The organism is Cellvibrio sp., assembly GCF_046347455.1.
Taxonomy (GTDB): Bacteria; Pseudomonadota; Gammaproteobacteria; order Pseudomonadales; family Cellvibrionaceae; genus Cellvibrio.
Genome location: NZ_JAXMGC010000001.1, coordinates 133653 through 150493 on the forward strand (window position 1 = coordinate 133653; position 16841 = coordinate 150493).

The 16841-nt window shown below is 44.2% G+C and carries 20 protein-coding genes; 14 read left to right on the plus strand and 6 right to left on the minus strand.

Annotated features, from left to right (window positions below):
- The first annotated feature begins 11 nt into the window (after window positions 1–11).
- On the plus strand, window positions 12–662 hold the full coding sequence (locus tag U1F02_RS00615) for an HAD-IA family hydrolase (protein ID WP_409988413.1): 651 nt from the start codon (window positions 12–14) through the stop codon (window positions 660–662).
- Here U1F02_RS00615 and U1F02_RS00620 read toward each other — a convergent pair.
- Window positions 633–1250 carry a Maf family protein gene (locus U1F02_RS00620; protein WP_409988414.1) on the minus strand — a complete coding sequence of 206 codons (618 nt, stop codon included), beginning with the start codon at window positions 1248–1250 and terminating at the stop codon, window positions 633–635. The genes U1F02_RS00615 and U1F02_RS00620 overlap by 30 nt on opposite strands.
- A 124-nt stretch (window positions 1251–1374) precedes the next feature.
- On the opposite strand from U1F02_RS00620, the gene U1F02_RS00625 reads away from it, so the two are divergent.
- The 12 genes from U1F02_RS00625 to U1F02_RS00680 all read left to right on the plus strand — a co-directional run bounded on the left by U1F02_RS00625 (window position 1375) and on the right by U1F02_RS00680 (window position 12611).
- On the plus strand, window positions 1375–1911 hold the full coding sequence (locus tag U1F02_RS00625; protein WP_409988415.1) for a YceD family protein: 537 nt from the start codon (window positions 1375–1377) through the stop codon (window positions 1909–1911).
- Window positions 1912–1974: 63 nt separating this feature from the next.
- Entirely contained in the window at window positions 1975–2157 is a 183-nt protein-coding gene (gene rpmF / locus U1F02_RS00630) for a 50S ribosomal protein L32 (RefSeq protein ID WP_409988416.1), read from the plus strand.
- Window positions 2158–2180: 23 nt separating this feature from the next.
- Window positions 2181–3200, plus strand: a complete 1020-nt coding sequence (gene plsX, locus U1F02_RS00635; protein WP_409988417.1) for a phosphate acyltransferase PlsX — start codon at window positions 2181–2183, stop codon at window positions 3198–3200.
- A 10-nt stretch (window positions 3201–3210) separates the two neighbouring features.
- Window positions 3211–4149: an ACP S-malonyltransferase gene (gene fabD / locus U1F02_RS00640; RefSeq protein WP_409988418.1), complete on the plus strand. Its 939-nt coding sequence runs from the start codon at window positions 3211–3213 to the stop codon at window positions 4147–4149.
- Window positions 4150–4175: 26 nt separating this feature from the next.
- The gene (gene fabG / locus U1F02_RS00645) at window positions 4176–4919 is read left to right on the plus strand and encodes a 3-oxoacyl-ACP reductase FabG (RefSeq protein WP_409988419.1); all 744 of its coding nucleotides are present in this window, start codon (window positions 4176–4178) and stop codon (window positions 4917–4919) included.
- 202 nt (window positions 4920–5121) lie between these two features.
- Window positions 5122–5358 carry an acyl carrier protein gene (acpP, locus tag U1F02_RS00650; protein ID WP_007640684.1) on the plus strand — a complete coding sequence of 79 codons (237 nt, stop codon included), beginning with the start codon at window positions 5122–5124 and terminating at the stop codon, window positions 5356–5358.
- Between the two features lie 159 nt (window positions 5359–5517).
- Window positions 5518–6756 carry a beta-ketoacyl-ACP synthase II gene (gene fabF, locus U1F02_RS00655; protein WP_409988420.1) on the plus strand — a complete coding sequence of 413 codons (1239 nt, stop codon included), beginning with the start codon at window positions 5518–5520 and terminating at the stop codon, window positions 6754–6756.
- 96 nt (window positions 6757–6852) lie between these two features.
- Complete coding sequence (gene pabC, locus U1F02_RS00660) at window positions 6853–7710, plus strand: aminodeoxychorismate lyase (protein ID WP_409988421.1); 858 nt, start codon at window positions 6853–6855, stop codon at window positions 7708–7710.
- A 26-nt stretch (window positions 7711–7736) separates the two neighbouring features.
- A complete protein-coding gene (mltG, locus tag U1F02_RS00665) occupies window positions 7737–8783 on the plus strand; it encodes an endolytic transglycosylase MltG (RefSeq protein WP_409988422.1) in 1047 nt (348 codons plus the stop codon).
- A gap of 90 nt (window positions 8784–8873) precedes the next feature.
- Window positions 8874–10598 (plus strand): glutamine--tRNA ligase/YqeY domain fusion protein, encoded by a 1725-nt coding sequence (locus U1F02_RS00670; protein ID WP_409988423.1) that lies wholly within the window; start codon window positions 8874–8876, stop codon window positions 10596–10598.
- Between the two features lie 30 nt (window positions 10599–10628).
- Window positions 10629–12026: a cysteine--tRNA ligase gene (gene cysS / locus U1F02_RS00675; RefSeq protein WP_409989051.1), complete on the plus strand. Its 1398-nt coding sequence runs from the start codon at window positions 10629–10631 to the stop codon at window positions 12024–12026.
- A 6-nt stretch (window positions 12027–12032) separates the two neighbouring features.
- The gene (locus tag U1F02_RS00680; RefSeq protein ID WP_409988424.1) at window positions 12033–12611 is read left to right on the plus strand and encodes a hypothetical protein; all 579 of its coding nucleotides are present in this window, start codon (window positions 12033–12035) and stop codon (window positions 12609–12611) included.
- A 5-nt stretch (window positions 12612–12616) separates the two neighbouring features.
- Here the strand turns inward: U1F02_RS00680 and U1F02_RS00685 are convergent, their stop codons facing one another.
- A complete protein-coding gene (locus tag U1F02_RS00685; RefSeq protein ID WP_409988425.1) occupies window positions 12617–13417 on the minus strand; it encodes an inner membrane protein YpjD in 801 nt (266 codons plus the stop codon).
- 225 nt (window positions 13418–13642) lie between these two features.
- Here U1F02_RS00685 and ffh point away from each other — a divergent pair, with 225 nt between their 5' ends.
- Complete coding sequence (gene ffh, locus U1F02_RS00690; protein ID WP_409988426.1) at window positions 13643–15022, plus strand: signal recognition particle protein; 1380 nt, start codon at window positions 13643–13645, stop codon at window positions 15020–15022.
- 65 nt (window positions 15023–15087) lie between these two features.
- Here ffh and U1F02_RS00695 read toward each other — a convergent pair whose 3' ends face one another.
- Genes U1F02_RS00695 through U1F02_RS00710 form a run of 4 tightly spaced genes read right to left on the minus strand, consistent with a single transcriptional unit; the run spans window position 15088 to window position 16798 of the window.
- Window positions 15088–15642, minus strand: coding sequence for a TIGR00645 family protein (locus U1F02_RS00695; RefSeq protein WP_409988427.1), 555 nt, complete (start codon window positions 15640–15642; stop codon window positions 15088–15090).
- Window positions 15643–15687: 45 nt separating this feature from the next.
- Window positions 15688–16107, minus strand: a complete 420-nt coding sequence (locus U1F02_RS00700) for a secondary thiamine-phosphate synthase enzyme YjbQ (protein ID WP_409988428.1) — start codon at window positions 16105–16107, stop codon at window positions 15688–15690.
- A gap of 9 nt (window positions 16108–16116) precedes the next feature.
- Window positions 16117–16416 (minus strand): hypothetical protein, encoded by a 300-nt coding sequence (locus U1F02_RS00705; protein WP_409988429.1) that lies wholly within the window; start codon window positions 16414–16416, stop codon window positions 16117–16119.
- A gap of 34 nt (window positions 16417–16450) precedes the next feature.
- Window positions 16451–16798: a HopJ type III effector protein gene (locus tag U1F02_RS00710; RefSeq protein ID WP_409988430.1), complete on the minus strand. Its 348-nt coding sequence runs from the start codon at window positions 16796–16798 to the stop codon at window positions 16451–16453.
- Between the last annotated feature and the right edge of the window lie 43 nt (window positions 16799–16841).

Below are 16841 nucleotides of genomic sequence, written 5' to 3' on the forward strand. Positions count from 1 at the left end.
GAGCCCTGATTTTGCTGTTTATTTTTGACTGGGATGGCACCCTAATTGATTCAAAAGCCAAAATTACCCTATCCATGCAGCTTGCTGCGCAAAATATGGGTTGGGAGCCGCTCGAAGATCATCTTATCCACAATATTATCGGCTTGGGTTTACCTGAAGCGATTTTCCGCTTGTATCCGCATATTAGCGATACCGAGCGCGCTCGTTTACGCGATTTTTACGCTGCAAATTTCATTCGTCTTGATCAAGAAAAATCGTCTGATTTCTTTCCTTTGGTGCCTGAGACGCTTGCTTCGCTGCGCTCTCAAGGGCATCTATTAAGTATCGCTACCGGCAAAAGTCGCAAGGGTTTGGATCGGATCTTGGGTGATTTAAGTATGGAGACCTATTTTGATGCGACTCGCTGTGCAGACGAAACGGCGTCAAAGCCGCATCCGCTCATGCTGGAACAGCTTCTTGCGCACTTCGATGTTGCGCCTAAGGATGCGGTGATGATTGGTGACACTGAATACGATATGGAGATGGCCCGTTGCATCAATATGCCGAGAATTGCGGTGAGCTATGGGGCGCATCATATTGATCGGTTGCACCCATATGACCCTGAGTTGTGCCTTGACCAATTCGATCAACTATTAGAATGGCATCGAATTAAGTCGGTTTAGCTGAGCTTGAATCAATGGGTTGATTCCGAAAAACCTGAGCATGTCGACCAATCGAATAAGCGGTAATCCGATAAGCGTGTTTGGGTCATCTCCGGACAGCTTTTCAAATAAGGCTATACCCAAGCCTTCGCATTTGAAGCTTCCTGCACAATCAAAAGGCTGTTCGTAGCTCAAGTAATGATTGATTTGTTCGTCGCTCAGTTCGCGGAATTGAACGCGATACTCCTCCACACAAAGCTGCTGCTCGTCCGTTGCTGCGTTCAATAAACAAAGTCCGGTTTTGAAACTAACCTCCTTTCCACTGGCGGCTTTGAGCTGCTGAAAGGCGCGCTCGTGATTGTGAGGTTTGCCAAGTATTTGTCCTTCCAGAACCGCCACTTGATCGGAGCCGATAATAAGATGGGAAGGATGGGTATTAGCTAAGGCGCGAGCTTTAGTCTCGGATAACCTTGAAACCAGCTCATCGGGAGTTTCGTTGGGTAGCGGGTTTTCATCAATATCCGGGCTGGCAAAATCAAAGTTCAGTCCCAATCGTGCAAAAAGAGAACGCCTATAAATAGAGCTGGAAGCAAGGAGAATTGGCTGCATAAGGTTTGATCAAGGCTCAAAAACCATAAATAGAGGGTCAATTCTACTCCCAAGCCACTAAATAGCGCTATTTCGAGAGTTTTTCTTTGACAGACGTAGGGTTGATCCCTATGATGTCGCGCTTATGTTTAAGACCCCCTCATTAAAGCCTTTGCCAAAGCAGGGCGATCCTCGAAAATTTGCCCAACAGGGCATCTCGATCGACGGATTTGTACCGGTTTCCGCGCTACCGAGATTGGTTAGTTCGGTTCAGGAGCCAACTGGAGATGTTCAGGTTAGTTTGGCTTTTGGTATTAGTGAGGAAAAGAAAAAGGTCGTTACTGGACATGCATCTGCTGAGCTTGTGTTAGTTTGTCAGCGATGCCTTGATAACGTAAGTGTACCTGTTGAAAGTGATATCTCGTTAGGTATTGTGTGGGATGAAGAAGAGGCAGAAAAGCTGCCAGATTATCTCGATCCATGGATTACCGGCGAAGGTGTAGCAGATCTCTACGATATGATCGAAGAAGAAATGCTGTTGAGTTTACCGAAGGTTGCTTACCACGAAGAACAATGCGTTGATCGTCAATTGTTCTCTAGCGGTAAACCAGTCGAAGTAAAGAAAACGAAAAACCCATTTCAGGTGTTGGAGCAACTTAAGAGCTCGCCGAAAAAGGATTAAGCATTGTGCTAAATCCCCAGAGGCGCCTCGGTTCCAGCGAGTAAGTAAATAGGAGTAGATCCCATGGCTGTACAACAAAACAAAAAATCTCGTTCTAAGCGCGATATGCGTCGCTCTCATGATGCATTGACTGGCCCAACCTTGTCAGTAGATGCAACCAGCGGTGAAAAGCACCGTCGTCACCACGTTACTGCTGACGGTTTCTACCGCGGCACTAAAGTGATCGACAAGGCTAGCAACGAGTAAGTTCTGCACAAGACGATTTCATCTTGTCTGAAAGAATTCGAATAGCGGTAGACGCTATGAGCGGGGACTTAGGTCCCCGCGTTGCTATCTCGGCTGCGCAAAAGTTCACAGCCAAATTCCCCGATGTTGAGATTGTGCTGTTTGGCAATGAGCAACAACTCATAACATATTCTTCGTTAAAAAAATTATCCCGCCAAAGAATTAGCATTTCAAATGCAACAGATGTTGTCGCTATGGATGAAGATCCGTTGCACGCCTTACGCCACAAAAAAAACTCCTCTATGTGGTTGGCAATTGACAGTCTGAATAAGGATCTTGCCGATGCCTGTGTAAGTGCAGGTAATACCGGCGCATTGCTGGCAATGGGAAAATATTTATTAAAAACATTTCCCGGCGTTGAGCGCCCTGCCATTTGCAAGGCAATGCCTGTAGAGCAAGGGCAAACCTATTTGTTAGATCTAGGAGCGAATACCAACTGCGCACCCGAGCATCTCCATCAATTTAGTTTGATGGGAAAAATATTAGCGGCTTCGGTATCAGCTGAACCACGTGTTGGTTTGTTAAATATCGGCACCGAAGCCACCAAGGGGACGGATGTTATTAAATCGACGCAGGATTTGTTACAGCAAGACTCGCGAATAAATTATGTAGGCTATGTTGAAGCCAACAAAATTTTTACCGGCGAAGTAGATGTAATCGTATGTGATGGCTTTCATGGCAATATCGCATTGAAAACCTGCGAAGGTACAGCACGTTTTATCGCAAAAAAAATTCAGGCAGCATTTAAACGTAATTGGTTTACCCGCGTTGGTGGCGCAATTGTGTGGCCACTATTAAAGCAGCTGCGTTCAGAGCTGGATCCATCCATGTATAATGGCGCAAGTTTTTTGGGTTTGCAAAAAGTGTTAGTAAAAAGTCACGGCAATGCCAATAAAAAAGCGTTTATGCAGGCGTTAATCGTCGCGCGCGAACAAGTTATCCAAAATATTCCTGCTCGCATTCAGCGGGAGTTATCTAATCAAACAATTTCTTTTCAGCAATAAGTAACTATCTATGACTCAACAAAATCTTGCGTTCGTGTTTCCCGGTCAGGGTTCACAAAAAATTGGAATGTTGGCAGATTTGGCAGCTACCTATCCAATTGTTACCCAAACATTTACCGAAGCGTCTGAAGTATTGGGATACGATTTATGGGATCTCGTGCAAAACGGTGCGCAAGAAGATATTAATTTAACTGAGTGTACTCAGCCGTTGCTGCTAACCGCAAGTGTTGCTGTGTGGCGTGTTTGGCAAGAAAAAAATGGTGCAACGCCTGCTCTGGTTTCTGGCCATAGTTTGGGTGAATGGTCAGCACTGGTTTGTGCTGGTGTAGTTGAATTTAAAGATGCGGTAAAACTGGTTCAGCAACGCGGCAAGTTTATGCAAGAAGCTGTTCCTGCTGGTCAAGGCGCCATGGCAGCCATTATTGGTTTGGATGATGCGTTAATTATTGAGGCTTGTAAAAAAGCGGAGCAGGGCGAAGTTGTTTCTGCGGTTAATTTTAACTCTCCCGGTCAGGTTGTGATTGCAGGCACTGCAGCTGCAGTTGAGCGCGCGGGTGCATTATGTAAAGAAGCGGGTGCTAAGCGCGCGCTACCTTTACCAGTTAGCGCTCCATTCCATACATCACTTATGAAACCAGCAGCAGATCGCTTAGCAGAACAAATTAATGCTACAGAATTTAAAGCCCCGCAAATTCCAGTAGTGCATAACGTAAGCGCCCAAACAGAAACTGATCCAGCAAAAATTAAGGCGCTTATGATTGAGCAAATCTACAGCGCAGTTCGCTGGGTTGAGTGTGTAAATACTATGGTTCAAAAGGGTATTACGACTACTGTTGAATGTGGTCCAGGCAAAGTGTTGTCGGGTTTAAATAAGCGCATTAATGCAGAACTAACTACGCTTTCGATCGAAAAACCAGAAGAAGTTGATGGCGTTTTGGCTCAACTTTAATAATTTATTAATAAGAGAAATCAACTATGAGCATGAATGATAAGGTTGCTTTGGTTACAGGTGCGAGTCGTGGTATCGGCGCTGCAATCGCTGAACAACTTGGTAAGGCTGGTGCAACCGTAATTGGTACAGCAACAAGCGAATCGGGCGCAGAAAAAATTACGGCGCGATTCGCAGAGCAGGGCGTTCGCGGCGTAGGCAAAGTATTAAATGTTACTGATGCAGATTCCGTTGCTGAATTATTAAAAAGCGTTACTGACGAATTTGGTGCGCCCTCTATTCTGGTTAACAATGCAGGCATCACCAAAGACAATTTATTAATGCGCATGAGTGATGAAGAGTGGTTTGATGTAATCAATACCAATTTGAGTTCAATTTATCGTTTGAGCAAAGGCGTGCTACGCGGCATGATGAAGGCGCGTTGGGGTCGCATTATCAATATCAGTTCGGTGGTGGGTTCTATGGGCAACCCTGGCCAATCTAACTATGCTGCGACCAAAGCGGGTGTTTCGGGTTTCGCTCGTTCTTTGGCGGCAGAAGTTGGCTCACGCAACATTACTGTAAACACAGTTGCTCCCGGCTTTATCGATACAGACATGACAAAAGTTCTGCCGGAGGAGCAAAAGCAACAACTATTGTCGCGTATTCCGCTAGGCCGATTAGGTTCGCCTGAAGAGATTGCAGCAGTTGTCGTATTTTTAGCCAGCGACGCAGGCGGTTATATTAGCGGCGAAACTATCCACGTAAATGGCGGCATGTATATGTCTTGATTTTTCTTGCAACTGACTGTTTTTAAAAGAAAAAGAGTGGTTTTAGCAAGTTTTTTTGGTTCGACGCGTTACAAGTCATTTAAATAGATGTAAAATGCGCGTCGATTTTGGCCGAATCATATGTCGGGCAATCAGCTTCCGGCGACTGTCGGCTCTACTAACTGACGGTTTTGTCATAAACATTTAGGAGTTACATAACATCATGAGTAGCATTGAAGAACGCGTAAAAAAGATCGTTGCTGAGCAATTAGGCGTTAAAGAAGACGAAGTGAAAAACGAAGCTTCTTTCGTAGAAGATCTGGGCGCAGATTCTTTGGATACCGTAGAGTTGGTAATGGCTCTCGAAGAAGAATTCGAAACTGAAATTCCTGATGAAGAAGCAGAAAAGATTACTACTGTTCAATTGGCCATCGATTACATCAACGCTAACTTGGCGTAATTTTTAAGCTGATTACTTATCTTCTCGAAAAGCCGTATTATTGCGAAATAGTACGGCTTTTTCTTTTGTCGCAATTTGTGTTTATACCAAAGCGACCAAGAATTTTTCCCCGAATTGGGATTATCCTGACCTGAGCGTCAAACTGAGGAGTTTTCAAACGTGTCACGCAGAAGAGTTGTCGTCACTGGTCTGGGCATGATCAGTTCACTGGGAAATACAGTTGCTGATACCTGGCATGGCATTGTGAATGGAAAGAGTGGAGTCGCTACCATTTCCAGTTTCGATGCCTCTGCATTTACCACTCAATTCAGTGCTTCGGTTAAAGACCTTGTGGTTGATGATTATTTTCCGAGTAAAGAAGCTCGGAAAATGGATGCATTTATCCAATACGGAATGGTCGCTGGCATTCAGGCTATTCGTGACTCTGGATTAGAAATTACTGAAGCTAACGCCGAGCGTATTGGTGTTTCAATCGGCTCTGGTATTGGCGGTATAGGAACCATTACCGATGGCGCTATTACGCTTAACGAAAAAGGCCCGCGTCGTATATCACCCTTCTTTGTTCCAAGCGCAATCATCAACATGATTTCGGGCAACTTATCGATTATGTACAACTTGCGCGGTCCTAATATTGCAATTACTACCGCATGTACCACGGGCACTCATAGCATAGGTTTTGGCGCTCGTATGATTCAGTACGGTGACGCGGATGTAATGGTCGTGGGCGGTGCTGAAATGGCAACAACACCACTGGGTTTGGGCGGTTTCGCTGCGGCCCGCGCACTTTCCACCCGAAACGATAATCCGCAAGCAGCTAGTCGTCCTTGGGACAAAGACCGCGACGGTTTTGTATTAGGCGATGGCGCTGGTGTATTGGTATTGGAGGAGTATGAACACGCCAAAGCACGCGGTGCACGTATTTACGCCGAACTGGTCGGTTTTGGTATGAGCGGTGATGCTTATCATATGACTTCTCCGCCGGAAAATGGCTCAGGCGCTGCCGCATCTATGTTAAATGCAATTCGTGATGCACAAATTAACGTAGCCGATATTCACTACGTAAATGCTCACGGAACCTCCACACCCGCGGGCGATAAAGCTGAGTGCCAAGCTGTTAAATCTGTTTGGGGTTCATCAGTTAACAATGTTGCAGTTAGTTCAACCAAATCTATGATTGGCCACCTGTTGGGTGCTGCTGGCGCAGTTGAAGCAATTTTCAGTGTTCTCGCAATTCGTGATCAAGTTGCTCCTCCAACCATTAACTTGGATAATCCTGAAGACGGTTGCGATATTAATCTTGTCCCTCATACGGCCCAAGAGCGTAAAATTGAAGCGGTTCTGTCCAACTCGTTTGGTTTTGGTGGAACGAACGGCTCAATTATTTTTAGAAAAGTCTAAAGTGTTAGGGCTGATCTAGGCGATTGCGCTGAATAGAAACGAAAAACGCCGAACCTAGTTCGGCGTTTTTGTGTCGGAAAAACCTAAGAGCTATTTATGCATACAAGCCTTCCTATTATTGCGGTGAACGGCGTTATAGATGCTCAAGTATCGCCGCTTGATCGCGGATTCGCTTACGGCGACGGTGTATTTGAAACCTGTAAATTACACAAAGCCAAAATTCCACTGTGGAATTTACATAAAGATCGCTTAATCAAAAGCTGTCAGCAGCTTTCAATATCGGTTGATCTAGATCTATTAGAGCGTCAACTCGAAAACTTAGTCGTTTCACTTTCCGAACAAAGTGCAGAAAACGCCGTAGTTAAAATAACTGTCACGCGAGGCGAAGGGGGCAGAGGCTATCGTCCACCGATAAATACGAAACCAACAATAGTGATAGGTATTTTTCCGGCCGCGAATTATCCTGAGCATTATTTTTCCACCGGTATAAATGTCAGACTTTGTGAGCATCGCTTAAGCAGGAATTCACATTTAGCCGGTCTCAAGCATTTAAACCGTTTAGAGCAAATTCTTGCTCGAGCCGAATGGGCAGACGATTCAATCGCCGAAGGGCTTGTTTTTGATACGAGCGGCAACTTGATTGAAGGCGTCTTTAGTAACCTTTTCTTGATAAAAGATAATGAGCTTTATACACCCGATTTGTCTGAGGCAGGCGTTGCAGGTGTTATGCGACGTTTCATTATTGAATCTGCTGCTTCTCAATTGAGTTTAAAACTTAAGGTAAAGCGTTTACAACGCGATGATTTATTCAGTTCAGATGCAGTATTTCTGTGCAATAGCCTTTACGGAATATGGCCAGTTGCGAATATCCTTGGCGACGATCCCCGATCTTTTGCGATGCATCCTTGCATTTCAAAATTACAAAATCTAATTAACGAAACACTGTTTAACTAGCTAAATTAATTTAACTAAACGAGTGAGTGAAATTGGCATCATTAAAAAGCCGTGTAGTAAGTGTGCTGCTTATACTTTTTCTACTGTCAGCCGCCGCGGGCACCGTCCTTTGGTTTACTTTTCAAAATTGGTTAAGTAGCCCTTTAGATGTTCCTGCGGATGGCTTTCACTATGAGTTGGATTCTGGCAAATCCTTAAGTCACCTATCACAAGATCTTGCGAGCTCAAAAGTATTAACGCATCCGCGCTGGCTCAACTGGTATGCGCGTTATTATCAAAAAGAAAAAATACATCCCGGTGAGTATTTGCTCGAAGCGGGAATAACTCCTTTGGGTTTGTTAGACAAGCTTAATCGCGGCGATATTGTGTTGCATCAAGTTACTTTTCTGGAGGGATGGACTTTCAAGCAAGTAATGTCAGCGCTCAACCAAGAGCCTAACGTTAGGCATTTGCTTGCAGATAAGTCTGACGGTGAACGCCTGCAAATTTTGAATTTACCCATAACGCATCCAGAAGGGTGGTTTTTTCCAGATACCTACCGTTTCTCACGCGGAACCAGCGATGTTGAAATTTTGACTCAAGCTTATAACGCGATGAAAAAGACGCTGAGTGAGCTCTGGTCTAGCAAGGCAGATAATTTACCTTATAGCTCTGAGTATCAAGCTCTCATTATGGCCTCCATCGTTGAAAAAGAAACGGGGAGCGCTAGTGAGCGCGACAAGATTGCAGGTGTATTTGTACGCCGTTTGCAACTCGGTATGAAATTACAAACGGACCCAACCGTTATCTATGGGATGGGTGACTCTTACACAGGCAAGATTGGCAAAGATCATTTAATAACCCCAACGCTTTACAACACCTATGTTATTAGCGGTTTACCACCAACCCCTATAGCGATTCCCGGTAAAGCATCGCTCCAGGCCGCCCTTCATCCTGACTCAAGCAAAGCGCTCTATTTTGTTGCAAAAGGTGATGGTACGAGCGTGTTTTCTGAAACTTTAACGGAGCATCAACGAGCTGTAGCCCGTTACCAGCTACAACGCAGCTCAGACTATCGTTCGACCCCCAAATAGCGCCCCCTACATCAATGACAATCGAGGTGCGGTTACACTACAATAGCGGCATCTTTCGTCATTTGTCTTTACTTTGGAATTTATAGCAGCATGACTGATCACAGTGTTTCTCCCGACGCAAACGCCGCCGAAAGCGCATCCACAGAAAACAAAAAACCGCTGCATTTTTTGCAACAAATTATTCGTAAAGATTTAGAGCTGGGCACCCACCAATCAATTGCGACCCGTTTCCCCCCTGAACCTAACGGCTATCTGCATATAGGTCATGCGAAATCTATTTGCTTGAACTTTGGTTTGGCCGAGGAATTTGGCGGCACCTGCAATCTTCGCTTTGACGATACCAACCCAGAAAAAGAAAACGAGGAGTTCGTTAATTCCATTAAACAAGATGTGGAGTGGTTGGGCTTCAAGTGGAACGGTAATGTGCGTTACACATCAGATTACTTCGATCAATTGTATGCATGGGCAATTCACCTCATTGAAAAAGGCTTGGCTTTTGTCTGTGATTTGAATGCAGAACAAATGCGCGAGTATCGCGGAACATTAACTGAGCCTGGGAAAAATAGTCCATTTAGAGATCGCTCTGTCGCTGAGAATTTAGGGCTTTTTGAAAAGATGCGTGCAGGCGAGTTTGATGAAGGTGCGTGTTCATTGCGCGCCAAAATTGATATGGCTTCGCCTAACATCAATTTGCGTGATCCAATTTTGTATAGAATCAAAAAAGCACATCATCATCAAACCGGCGACAAGTGGTGCATTTATCCTTCCTATGATTTTGCTCACGGCCAAAGTGATGCAATCGAAGGTATCACTCACTCAATTTGTACCTTGGAATTTGAAGACCATAAACCGCTGTACGATTGGTTCATTCAGAATTTGCCCGTACCCGCTGTACCAAGACAGTACGAATTTGCGCGTTTGAATATCAATTATTCGGTAACGAGCAAACGCAAATTGAAACAGCTTGTTGATGAAAATTATGTCGATGGCTGGAATGATCCACGTATGCCGACCATCTCAGGTATGCGCCGTCGTGGTTATACACCTGCGGCATTGTGCGACTTTTGTGATCGTATAGGTGTTACTCGTTCTGATGGCATTGTTGATGTAGGCGTTTTGGAATTTTGCGTTCGCGATGATTTGGACAAGAATGCACCTCGTGCAATGTGCGTATTGCGTCCATTACAAGTTACCTTAACCAATTACCCGAGCGATAAAGTTGAGACACTCACTTTGCATAATCATCCAAATCGCGACGACTTGGGCGATCGTACAATGCCGTTCACCCAGACAGTATTTATTGAACAAGAAGACTTCCGTGAAGAAGCCAACAAAAAGTACAAGCGTTTAGTATTAGGTAAGCGAGTTCGTCTTCGTGGTGCCTATGTGATTGAGGCCGATGAAGCAATTAAAGACAGCGCAGGAAATATCATAGAAATTCGTGCACGTATTATTGAAGGTACCTTGGGCAAAGACCCTGCTGACGGAGTGAAACCCAAAGGAGTGATTCATTGGGTCTCTGCTACGCAAAGTATTGATTGCGAAGTCCGCTTGTATGATCGCTTGTTTACTGATGAGGCTCCAGATGCTGGTGGTAAAAATTTCCTGGATTCCATAAATCCAAACAATCTGGAAATTTTAAGTGGCTGTAAATCGGAATTGAGTTTAGCCAAAGCACAGTTGGGTGACCGATTCCAGTTCGAGCGTCAAGGCTATTTCTGTTTAGACAGTAAATATTCAAGCGCCGATAAAATTGTTTTCAACCGCACCATTGGGTTGAAGGACAGCTTTGCCAAAATTGATGATCAAGAATAATTTGATATTTCGCTATTTGTTACGGATTAAATAATGCTTCAGATATACAACACACTTACTCGTCAAAAAGAAGTTTTTAAACCCATGCAACCGGGGAAAATTTCTATGTATGTCTGCGGCATTACCGTGTATGACTATTGCCATATCGGGCACGCGCGCGTGCTGGTTGCATTTGATGTTATTACCCGCTTTTTGCGCAGCCAACATTGGGATGTGAATTACGTTCGTAACATCACTGATATTGACGACAAAATTATTAATCGCGCGAAAGATAATGGTGAAGAATATACCAATCTAACGAAGCGTTTTATTGATTACATGCATGAGGACGAATCACGTTTAGGAATTGCTCGTCCCGATATTGAGCCTCGCGCTACTGGTTTTATCGACGAAATAATCGATATGAGCAAAACGCTCATCGAAAAAGGTCATGCCTACGCTGCAAGCAATGGCGATGTTTATTACCGTGTAACCAGCTTTAAAGATTATGGAAAACTCACCAATAAAAATGTGGATGAGTTGCTTGCTGGTGCGCGTATTGAAGTAGACGAAATTAAAGAAGATCCGCGTGATTTCGTGTTGTGGAAGGCTGCCAAAGCCGGCGAACCCGCATGGAAATCCCCTTGGGGTAATGGACGTCCCGGTTGGCATATTGAATGCTCTGCCATGAGTAAAAAGTGCTGCGGTGAAACATTTGATATTCACGGGGGTGGCCCGGATTTGCCATTCCCCCATCATGAAAACGAAATAGCACAAAGCGAGGCTGCCAACGGTTGCAAGTATGTTAATTATTGGATGCACGCGGGGGCTGTCCGCGTTGATGGCGAAAAAATGTCGAAATCACTCGGTAACTTTTTTACCATCCGTGATGTGTTGGAAAAATATCACCCAGAAGTTGTACGCTTTTTATTGGTAAGCAGCCACTACCGCAGCCCCATTAATTACGCTGAAGATAACTTAGTGGAAGCTCGAGCGGGATTAGAGCGCTTTTACGGTGCACTTCGTCATTATGCAGATGTTGCTCCTATGCCGCTAAGCGACATGGATGAAAGTGTTTACTACAAAGCCTTTGTTAACGCAATGAATGACGACTTCAATACACGTGTAGCTTTGGCTGGAATGTATGACCTTGTGCGCGACTTGAATAATGCCAAAGGCGAGCCAGAACTTGCTAAAAATCTTGCTGGCCAATTGAAGGCCTTAGGTTTGATTTTGGGTGTACTACAAGAAAATCCTGAGGTGTTTTTACAAGCCGGTGGAAGCGATGAAATTTCAGCAGAAGAAGTTGAAAAACTAATCGCAGAGCGCATTCAAGCTAAAGCGGATAAAAATTACGCACGTGCGGATGAAATTCGTAAATTTCTTATCGATAGAAAAGTCGTGCTTGAAGATTCAAAAACGGGTGAAACGCTTTGGCGTAGGGAATAAGATTGTATGAAGGAGGATATTCTTGAGCAATTGGTAGATGATTTCCTCCAGTCGAAAGGCTACTTTACTCGGCACAACATAAAGTTCAGGCCAGATGCAGATCATTTAGAGTTTATTAAAAACAAGGACTCTAATCATAGTGATATAGATGTCATAGGTATAAACCCTTTATTGCACGGTGCTGAGCGAGTCCTATGTGTCAGCTGTAAGAGTTGGCAAAGCGGTTTTAATCCAGCGGTAAAAATTAAAGAAATTGAACATAGTAAAATACGAAGTGGACGAGAGGTTTGGAAGGGGTTTAGAGAGTTGGTGCAACCGAAATGGTCACATGCTTATATAGATGCCGTATATAAAATTACCGGCCAGAAGGAGTTCACCTACATTACGGCTGTGACTGTATTGAAGGGGGATGCATCTATATGGGAGAACCACATTCCCTTTTTAGAAAATATAAAAAATCCTATAAAAATAGTTACATTGAGAGAAATGTTATCGGAAATATACACTCAAGTGACCACCACAACAGCGTCATCGGATATTGGTCGCATGTTACAGTTAATCAAGGCATCAAAGTGGACGCAATAACTCATTTATACTCTATGTAAAATAATTTCTAATACAAGTTTGCTACCAAAATAAGCCAGCATCAGAAATAAAAATCCAGCTAAAGTCCAGCGTATGGCGGTGTTTCCTCTCCACCCCAGTTTGTATTTCCCCCACAGCAAAAAGCCATAGACAAACCAAGCCGCTATTGAGAATACGGTTTTGTGAACCAAATGCTGCGCAAAAATGTTATCAAGGAAAATAAAACCACTAAGGATCGATAGCGTTAGCAGAATCTCTCCAACCAATAAAAACTCAAACAATAATGCTTCCATGGTTTGGAGGGGCGGTAAGTAACGCAAGTACTTGAGCCCGGTTCGGCTTTTTAAATGACGGTTTTGGTATGAAAGTAAAACAGCCTGAAGTGTTGCTATAGTCAGAAGACTATACGCGATAATCGATAAAATTACGTGGCTGGCCAAGGTGTGGTTTAACTGCAAAATCGAGCTGTTCGAGTGCGAGGCTAAGGTCGTACCTATCGCGAGAGCAGAACAGGGCAGTAAAAAAATAAACAGGTTATGCAAAGCTTTTTTTAAACTGCTTAAAAGCACAATGGCGTTAATTACCCAGAAAATTTGAGACGAAACCGTAAAGAAGCTGAGTTGCACTCCCTCAGGCTTTACGCTGATTCCATAAATTCCAACGGCGTGAATCAATAGTGCAACGGCAATGCCTGAAAAAAGTTTGGGTAGAGGTATCTCTTGTTGCTGGATCAACTGGCGCGCCAAATAGACGCCCAAGCCTAAATACAGAATGGCAGCAATGATATTGGCTGAGACAAACAACATATAAACGGCTCGACAAGATTTAGCGATGAACGCGGTTTGGCGCAATGATAAACAATCTCAATAGCGAGTGTGTCATAAGGTCGACTTAATTGCCATGGGGTCAGGTAATTCCGGAAGAATTCCCGCTTAAACTGGTCTACAAACAAAGGTTTAAGGTTATAATCGCGGTCATTTTTCGGCACCCGACCGCCTAAGATTTACCAACATTCGAGATTGAGAATAGTTATGTTTGAAAACCTAACGGATCGCTTATCCCATACCTTCCGCAGCATTACCGGCAAAGCGCGTCTGAGCGAAGACAATATTAAAGATGCATTGCGTGATGTTCGTAAAGCGCTTCTCGAAGCTGACGTTGCCTTACCCGTCGTTAAATCATTTATCGATACAGTTCGCAGCCGTGCATTGGGTGCGCAAATCAGTAAAGCTCTTAACCCGGGTCAACAGTTCCTCAAAATCGTGGAAAACGAACTCATTGCCACCATGGGGCAAGCTAACGAGCGTTTGAACCTAGCGCAGCAACCGCCGGCGATCGTATTGATGGCCGGTCTACAAGGTGCGGGTAAAACCACATCTGTTGCAAAATTGGCTAAGTATTTAAAAGAGCGTGAGAAGAAAAAAGTATTGGTAGTGAGCGCTGACGTTTATCGTCCAGCTGCTATTAAACAGCTTGAAACGCTGGCTGGCGAAGTGGACGTTGATTTCTTCCCGTCTAGCGCGGAACAAAAGCCTGTCGATATTGCTCGCGCAGCAATCGACCACGCTAAGCGCCAATTCTTCGATGTGCTCTTAGTCGACACCGCAGGTCGCTTGCACGTAGACGAAGAGTTGATGACCGAAATTAAAGATCTCCATGCGGCTATCAATCCTATTGAGACTTTATTCGTGATCGACGCCATGATCGGTCAAGATGCTGTAAATACAGCCAAGGCTTTCAACGATGCATTACCTTTAACCGGTGTTATTCTCACCAAAGCCGATGGTGACGCGCGTGGTGGTGCTGCGCTTTCTGTTCGTCATATTACCGGCAAACCTATTAAATTTTTGGGTATGGGTGAGAAGGTAGATGCGCTCGAGCCTTTCCATCCTGAGCGCGTATCTTCTCGTATTTTGGGTATGGGCGACGTAATGTCGTTAATTGAACAAGCTGAACGCTCAATTGATAAAGAAAAAGCAGACAAGCTGATCAAGAAAGTCACTAAAGGCCAAAAATTTGATTTGGAAGATTTGCGCGATCAACTACAGCAAATGCACAACATGGGTGGCTTAACGTCCATGTTGGATAAGTTACCGGGCATGGGCAATGTTGCACAGCTCGCGCAAAGCGCCAACATGACCAAGCAATTTAAAAGTATGGAAGCCATTATTAATTCCATGACGCCCGAAGAACGCCGCAACCCAGATGATCTGAGTGGTTCACGTAAGCGCCGCATTACTATGGGTTCTGGCACGCAAATTCAGGACCTCAACCGTTTGTTAAAGCAACACAAGCAAATGGCAAAAATGATGGGCAAAATGAAAGGCGGTGGCATGGCTAAAATGATGCGTGGCATCGGTGGAGCAATGGGGGGCTTGAGCGGATTGCCTGGCTTGCCGCCGAAGCGCTAATAATTTTTGCAGCAAATAAAAAAGCCGTTCAAAAGAACGGCTTTTTTATTTCAACAGTTTTTAAATTATTTTTTATGTTCGACGATATGTTTCTCGGCAATTTTTTCAGACATGGCAAACATCACGCCGGTCACCATAAAGGTAATGTGTATTCCCACCATCCACGCGAGTTGCTCATTAGTCCACTTGTTGTGCTCCATATTTAAAAATACACCCAGCAAATTTATACCGGAAAGCGCAACAATAGATCCAATCAGTTTTAGTTTTAGTCCGGCGAAATCTACATCGCCCATCCATTTGGGGCGATCTGGGCTTTCCTGGGCGACGCCAATGACAGACACGAAATTTTCATAGCCGCTGAAGATAACAATAATCATCAGGTTGCCCAGAAGGGTCATATCAACTAAACCCAAAATACCGAGCAGGGTACCTGTGTCATCAAGCTCAAATAATTCTGTACTGAAGTGGTAAAAGTGTTGGATAAATTTTATACCTAACCCAAACAACGCAAATATTAAACCTATATAAAACACCGCTAATATCCAACGGCTGCTAAAAATAAAAAGTTCAATTAAAGCCTCTGGACTGAAGCCTGATTTGTTCTTGTGACTGTCTTGCATGATGACTCTTCCTAAGAAATATATTTACCGTTTGTTGGCTAAGTATTATTCACCTGTGAGTGTTACAACAATTGTGCGGCTACCTCCATGATTACGGTGCTCGCACAAATAAATACCTTGCCAAATCCCCATGTTTAAGCGGCCGCCGCTAACGGGAATGCTTAAACTGTTGCCTAAAATGCTGGCCTTTATATGTGCAGGTAAGTCATCGCTACCTTCGTCCATGTGCTTGTAGTAAGGCTCATTTTCGGGAACCGCATGGTTGAAATAGGCTTCAAAATCTTGTCGCACTGTTGGGTCGGCGTTTTCATTAATGCTTAACGAGGCTGAGGTATGTTTGATAAAAACATGCAGCAAACCTATATCCACATTTTTTAACTCAGGAACCTGATTAAGAATTTCCGTCGTCACCAAATGAAAGCCGCGACTACGTGGTTTTAATTGAAACTCTTTTTGATACCACATAAAAAAACCTTAGTGTTTTGTCTCGGGTTTATCACATGAGCCAGAGCGATATTCCAATACTTTCGAATCTGCGCAAGCCGTACATGCATTACCGTAGGTGAGTTGTTCGGATGAAGGGCAGGGCGCTGTTATGCAGCGAACTCCTGTATCGCGCGTAGCGCAAACAGGTAAATATTCACGCGTACACAATTGCGGTCGGTTTTCTGGACATGCTACCGCATCTAATTTAGCTTGCCGCTGATTTTTGGGCGAAGACGCGCAGGCAGTCACCGCGAATATGAGAATCAGCGCTATGAATTTTTTCAGCATACCCATTACCTTTGCGGAAATGCTTAAGGCAGGATTAAGTCTTAGGTGTTAAAGCGGTTCCTTCAAAAACCACACCTTCCCAGCCTGTGAGAATAAAGTTACGGATGTTCTGGTGATCTGTCGCATCGGCGTGTTGCAAAACGTCTACACGATAATAATCGCCAAAACATTGCAAGGTTTGAGCAACAGAAAGATTGTGTAATTTAGCAAAGGACAAGAGTTTGCATGAGCCGGAATTTTGCCCCGCAGCGTTGTGTAAATCGCCGTTACGAAATGCAGTGGGCGTGAACTCATAGTGTTGTTCTACGGTCGAAATGGTATCGGTAAAACTAATGCTTTCGGGCATGGTCGTAAGTTGAGCTAAAAAAGTGTCGATGCGCATAAATTTATCCTGTAAGAAATGTGGGCTATTTTACGACTGAATA

Coding starts and splice junctions, on each gene's coding strand:
- U1F02_RS00700 (WP_409988428.1), bottom strand. CDS start 16,107: ATGTGGTATCAAAAAGAGTTTCAATTAAAACCACGTAGTCGCGGCTTT.
- U1F02_RS00685 (WP_409988425.1), bottom strand. CDS start 13,417: ATGTTGTTTGTCTCAGCCAATATCATTGCTGCCATTCTGTATTTAGGC.
- acpP (WP_007640684.1), top strand. CDS start 5,122: ATGAGTAGCATTGAAGAACGCGTAAAAAAGATCGTTGCTGAGCAATTA.
- U1F02_RS00710 (WP_409988430.1), bottom strand. CDS start 16,798: ATGCGCATCGACACTTTTTTAGCTCAACTTACGACCATGCCCGAAAGC.
- U1F02_RS00620 (WP_409988414.1), bottom strand. CDS start 1,250: ATGCAGCCAATTCTCCTTGCTTCCAGCTCTATTTATAGGCGTTCTCTT.
- U1F02_RS00695 (WP_409988427.1), bottom strand. CDS start 15,642: ATGCAAGACAGTCACAAGAACAAATCAGGCTTCAGTCCAGAGGCTTTA.
- ffh (WP_409988426.1), top strand. CDS start 13,643: ATGTTTGAAAACCTAACGGATCGCTTATCCCATACCTTCCGCAGCATT.
- U1F02_RS00670 (WP_409988423.1), top strand. CDS start 8,874: ATGACTGATCACAGTGTTTCTCCCGACGCAAACGCCGCCGAAAGCGCA.
- pabC (WP_409988421.1), top strand. CDS start 6,853: ATGCATACAAGCCTTCCTATTATTGCGGTGAACGGCGTTATAGATGCT.
- fabD (WP_409988418.1), top strand. CDS start 3,211: ATGACTCAACAAAATCTTGCGTTCGTGTTTCCCGGTCAGGGTTCACAA.
- rpmF (WP_409988416.1), top strand. CDS start 1,975: ATGGCTGTACAACAAAACAAAAAATCTCGTTCTAAGCGCGATATGCGT.
- U1F02_RS00680 (WP_409988424.1), top strand. CDS start 12,033: ATGAAGGAGGATATTCTTGAGCAATTGGTAGATGATTTCCTCCAGTCG.
- U1F02_RS00705 (WP_409988429.1), bottom strand. CDS start 16,416: ATGCTGAAAAAATTCATAGCGCTGATTCTCATATTCGCGGTGACTGCC.
- U1F02_RS00625 (WP_409988415.1), top strand. CDS start 1,375: ATGTTTAAGACCCCCTCATTAAAGCCTTTGCCAAAGCAGGGCGATCCT.
- fabG (WP_409988419.1), top strand. CDS start 4,176: ATGAGCATGAATGATAAGGTTGCTTTGGTTACAGGTGCGAGTCGTGGT.